Annotated in this window: 3 protein-coding genes; 1 reads left to right on the forward strand and 2 read right to left on the reverse strand. The window is 69.9% G+C overall.

The window, feature by feature from the left end; genetic code table 11:
- Positions 1-18: 18 nt before the first annotated feature.
- The gene (locus B7L92_RS00005; protein ID WP_081235456.1) at positions 19-1,356 is read right to left on the reverse strand and encodes a M14 family metallopeptidase; all 1,338 of its coding nucleotides are present in this window, start codon (positions 1,354-1,356) and stop codon (positions 19-21) included.
- 203 nt (positions 1,357-1,559) lie between these two features.
- On the opposite strand from B7L92_RS00005, the gene B7L92_RS00010 reads away from it, so the two are divergent.
- Positions 1,560-2,885 (forward strand): Nramp family divalent metal transporter, encoded by a 1,326-nt coding sequence (locus B7L92_RS00010; RefSeq protein ID WP_081235457.1) that lies wholly within the window; start codon positions 1,560-1,562, stop codon positions 2,883-2,885.
- Positions 2,886-3,139: 254 nt separating this feature from the next.
- Here the strand turns inward: B7L92_RS00010 and B7L92_RS00015 are convergent.
- Positions 3,140-4,396 (reverse strand): chitinase (locus tag B7L92_RS00015; RefSeq protein ID WP_081235458.1); only part of this gene is annotated, 1,257 nt, incomplete at its 5' end.

Below are 4,396 nucleotides of genomic sequence, written 5' to 3' on the forward strand. Positions count from 1 at the left end.
GCCGCCGGACGGGCACCACTAGCGGCAGTACTGCGCCTCCTTGCCGATGGAGCGGTACACGCAGTCCGCGTTCTCCAGCAGTTGGAGCACCGCGTCCCGGTTGCGGGAGGTCTCCCGCTCGATGACCTCGTCGGGCGGGTAGAAACCGCCGCCCGAGGACGACCTCGGGTACATCTCGAAGGTGTAGCCGAAGATCCTGTGGGTGCCCCACAGGTAGTCGTCGATCGACCCGTCGGTGATGTACAGGTCGCTGGACTGCTGGGGCGTGTAGCCGTTGCTCGCGGCCATCTTCCGGCCGACCGCCTGGAACGCGGCGTTGTCGTCAGCCGTCATCCCGGTCGTGGTGTCGGAGTAGGTGTAGCCGAACGGCCACAGCACCAGCTCGCTGTACGTGTGGAAGTCGATGCCGGCCTTGATCTGCTGCACCCCGCCGACGACCCGGCTGCGCACGAAGTCGGCGACGACCTTCACCTCGGGCGCGGACTCCGGGGCGGAACCCCGGTAGGTCTCGGAGGACGTGGAGCCCGAGGAGCCGCCGCAGCAGCCCCAGCGGTAGTTCCAGTTGCGGTTCAGGTCGGTCCCGACGTACGACGAACCGGAGTTGGGCTGGCGGTTCTTGCGCCACGAGCGGTAGGAGCCGGTGGCGATGTCGTACTCGCCGCCGTCCGGGTTGAGGTCCGGGACGATCCAGATCTCCCGGTTGTTGACCAGGTTGGTGATCCGGGAGTCGCTGCCGTACCCCGCGCCGAGCTCGCGCAGCAGGTACAGCGCCATCTCCACGGTCAGGTGCTCGCGGGCGTGCTGGTGGTGGGTGAACAGGACCTCCGGCTCGCTCTCGTCCGTGGCCACGTTGTCGCTGACCTTGATGGCGACGATGTCCCGGCCCTGGTAGGACTTCCCGATCACCCGCTTGCTCATGATGCCCGGATACGCCGCCAGCCGCTGGTCGATCTCCGCGTTCATCTCGGCGTAGTTGTGGTAGCGGGAGTCGGCCGAGGGGAAGTCGAACAGGCGCAGTCCGTCGGCGGCGGACGAGCGGTCGGGAGCGGCGCCCAACGGCGTGACGTCGTAGCCCTGTCGCCGCAGCGCGCGGATCTGGTCCGCGCGTCCGGAGACGACGACGGTCTCCTCGTCGGCCTCGTCCACGGTGACCCCGGACCGCTGGATCGCCGTGCGGGTGACGGGAGTCGTGTGCCGGTGGATCTCGTACTGGCGGATGTCGTCGGCCGAGGGGGCCGGCGGGGCGGCGCTGTCTGCGGTGGCGTCGGTCGCCGTCGCGGAGAGGGGTGCGGCGAGGGCGAGGGCGAGGAGGGCGGCGAGCGCGGCGTACCGTCTGCCGCGTGTGCGGAGTCGCATGAAGTCTCCTTGTAGGAGGTGGGGTTGTTCAGGCGACGTGCGTGGTGCGGTGCCGTCATGGTCAGTGCATGACATGATCAGGTCAAGAAGGCGTCCCAGCGGGGCGCCCGGGCACGCCCCGCATCCTCCTCGATCCGGTGCATCCCGTGAAGATCCCCGCACGCCTCCTTGTCCGGCCGGTGCCCGTCCGCTTTCTTGACCCCATGACGGACACCACGGGCAACACCCAGGACACCGGAGCACCCCCCGCACCCGGCTCCCGACCCCGCAAGTCCAGTTGGAAGTACATCGGCCCCGGAATCGTCGTCGCCGCGACCGGCGTGGGCGCCGGCGACCTGGTCGCCACCCTCATCGCGGGCAGCAACTTCGGCTACACCCTCCTGTGGGCGGCGATCGTCGGCTGCCTGGTGAAGATCTCCCTCGCCGAGGCGGCCGGCCGCTGGCACCTGGCCACCGGTCGCACGCTGTTCGACGGCTGGGCGAGCCTCGGCCGCTGGACGACGTACTTCTTCGGCGTCTACGTCGTCGTCTGGGGCTTCGTCTACGGCGCGGCGGCGATGTCGTCCAGCGCCCTGCCGCTCCAGGCGCTCTTCCCGGGCGTGATGGACCTCGAATGGTGGGGCATCGCCTGCGCCCTGGTGGGTCTGGTCTTCGTCTGGTTCAACCAGTACGCGGTCTTCGAGAAGGTCATGACGGTCCTGGTGGGCGTCATGTTCGTGGTCACCGTCTACCTGGCGGTCCGCGTCGTCCCGAACCTCGGCGACGCCTTCGCCGGACTGCTCCCCGTGCTGCCCGACGAGAAGGACTCGGTCCTCAACACCCTCGGCCTGATCGGCGGCGTGGGCGGCACCATCACGCTCGCCGCCTACGGCTACTGGGTCAACGCCAAGGGCTGGACGAACACCGGGTGGATGAAGGTCATGCGGCTGGACAACCGCGTCGCCTACCTCACCACCGGCGTCTTCGTGATCGCCATGCTCGTCGTCGGCGCCGAACTCCTCCACTCCGCGAACATCGCCCTCGCCGGCGGCGACCAGGGCCTGGTGCAGCTCGGCGACATCCTGGAGGAGGAGTACGGCACGGCGACGGCCACGTTCTTCCTGATCGGCTTCTTCGCCACCTCCTTCACCTCGCTGATCGGCGTCTGGCACGGCGTCAGCCTGATGTTCACCGACTTCGTGACGCGGGGACGGAAGCGGTCGGCCCCGTCCAGGGGCGAGGAGATCGCCTCCGGCGCGCGGGAGAAGTCCTGGCCGTTCCGCGCCTACCTGCTGTGGCTGACCTTCCCGCCCATGATCCTGCTCTTCGAGGGCCAGCCCTTCCGCCTGGTCATCGTCTACGGCGTCCTGGGCGCCGCCTTCATGCCCTTCCTCGCCCTCACCCTGATCCGGCTCCTCAACTCCGACCGCACCCCCCGCGACTGGCGCAACGGCATCCTCAGCAACGTCATGCTGGCCCTCGCGGGCCTGCTGTTCCTGATCCTGTGCGTCAAGCAGGTCTGGGACCAGCCGTGGTCGGAGTTCTTCTGACGCCCCGGGTGATCGTGCTGCGCCGGAGCGGGACGACGTTCCCCCGGCTCCCGTCGCACGCGGGACGGCCCGGCCGGAGCCCTGGCGGACCTTCCGCGGGCCGCGAGCCGGGCCGCGAGCCGGTCCGCGTCGGACGACGCCGGTCACCGCGGCCGGTCCTCCTGCGCGAGAGGCGTGCCGGAAGCGCCCGGTGACGGCGCCACCGCCCCTGCCCACGACGCCGTGGGCAGGGGCGGTGCCGGGTGGCCCGAGGGCTACGGCAGGGCGTGGACGTGCGGGCCCACCGCGTTGGACCAGGCGTTGCCCGCCGTCGCGTCCCAGTTGGTGGACCAGGTCATCGCGCCCCGCAGGTCCGGGTACGTCTTCGACGGCTTGAAGGTGCCGCAGTGGGTGCCCCGCGTCAGGCAGTCCAGGGCGTTGTTCACCACGGTCGGGGAGACGTAGCCGCTGCCCGCGCCGCGGGTCGAGGCCGGCAGGCCCAGGCCGACCTGGGACGGGTCGAGGCCGCCCTCCAGCTGGATGCAGGCCAGCGCGGTCAGGAAGTCCACCGAGCCCTGGCTGTAGACCTTGCCGTCGCAGCCCAGCATGGAACCGCTGTTGTAGTACTGCATGTTGACGACCGTGAGGATGTCCTTCACGTTCAGCGCGGTCCGGAAGTAGGAGTTGGACGTCGACTGCATGTCGATGGTCTGCGGGGCCATGGTCAGGATCATCGAGGGGCCCGCCTTCGCGGACAGCGCCCGCAGCGCCTGCGTCATGTAGGTCGCGTTGAGGCCGTTCTCCAGGTCGATGTCGACACCGTCGAAGCCGTACTCCTGCATCAGCGCGTACACGGAGTTCGCGAAGGCCGTCGCCGAGGCGGAGTCGTTCACCGACACGGTGCCCTTCTCGCCGCCGACCGAGATGATGACCTTCTTCCCGGCCGCCTGCTTGGCCCGGACGTCCGCCTTGAACTGGTCGACGGTGTAACCGTTCAGCCCGGCGGTGTCCAGGTTGAAGGTGACCGCTCCGGGCGTGCCGGTCGCGTCCGCGAAGGAGACCGCGATGATGTCGTACTGGGCGGAGACGTCGGAGATCCGCTGCACCGCCGCGCCGTTGTTGAAGTTCTGCCAGTAACCGGTCACCGCGTGCCGGGGCAGGCCGTCGCCCCCGCCGCCGTTCTCCTTCGTCCGGGCCGTCACCGCCGCCGACCTCGGCGACTCTCCCGCCGCGTTGGTCGCGGCGACCTGGAAGGAGTACGAGGTGGAGGCCGCCAGTCCGGTCACCGTGGCCGACGTGCCCGACACGGCCGTCACCCTCGTGCCGTCGCGGTAGACGGTGTACCCCGTCGCCCCGGACACCGGGTTCCACGCCAGGGAGACCGACGAGGACGTCGTGCCGGAGACGCCGAGACCGCCCGGCGTGCCCGGGACCGTGGGCTCCTGGTCACCGCCGCCGCCCCCGTCGGGACCGAACACCGACAGGTCGTCCGCGTAGTAGGCGGCCTGGCCGTACCAGCCGTGGGTGTAGAC

This window comes from Streptomyces viridosporus, assembly GCF_002078235.1.
GTDB lineage: Bacteria > Actinomycetota > Actinomycetes > Streptomycetales > Streptomycetaceae > Streptomyces > Streptomyces viridosporus.

Excerpts from the sequence above, each read along its gene's own strand:
- B7L92_RS00005 (WP_081235456.1), bottom strand. The coding sequence starts at position 1,356 with ATGCGACTCCGCACACGCGGCAGACGGTACGCCGCGCTCGCCGCCCTC.
- B7L92_RS00010 (WP_081235457.1), top strand. The coding sequence starts at position 1,560 with ATGACGGACACCACGGGCAACACCCAGGACACCGGAGCACCCCCCGCA.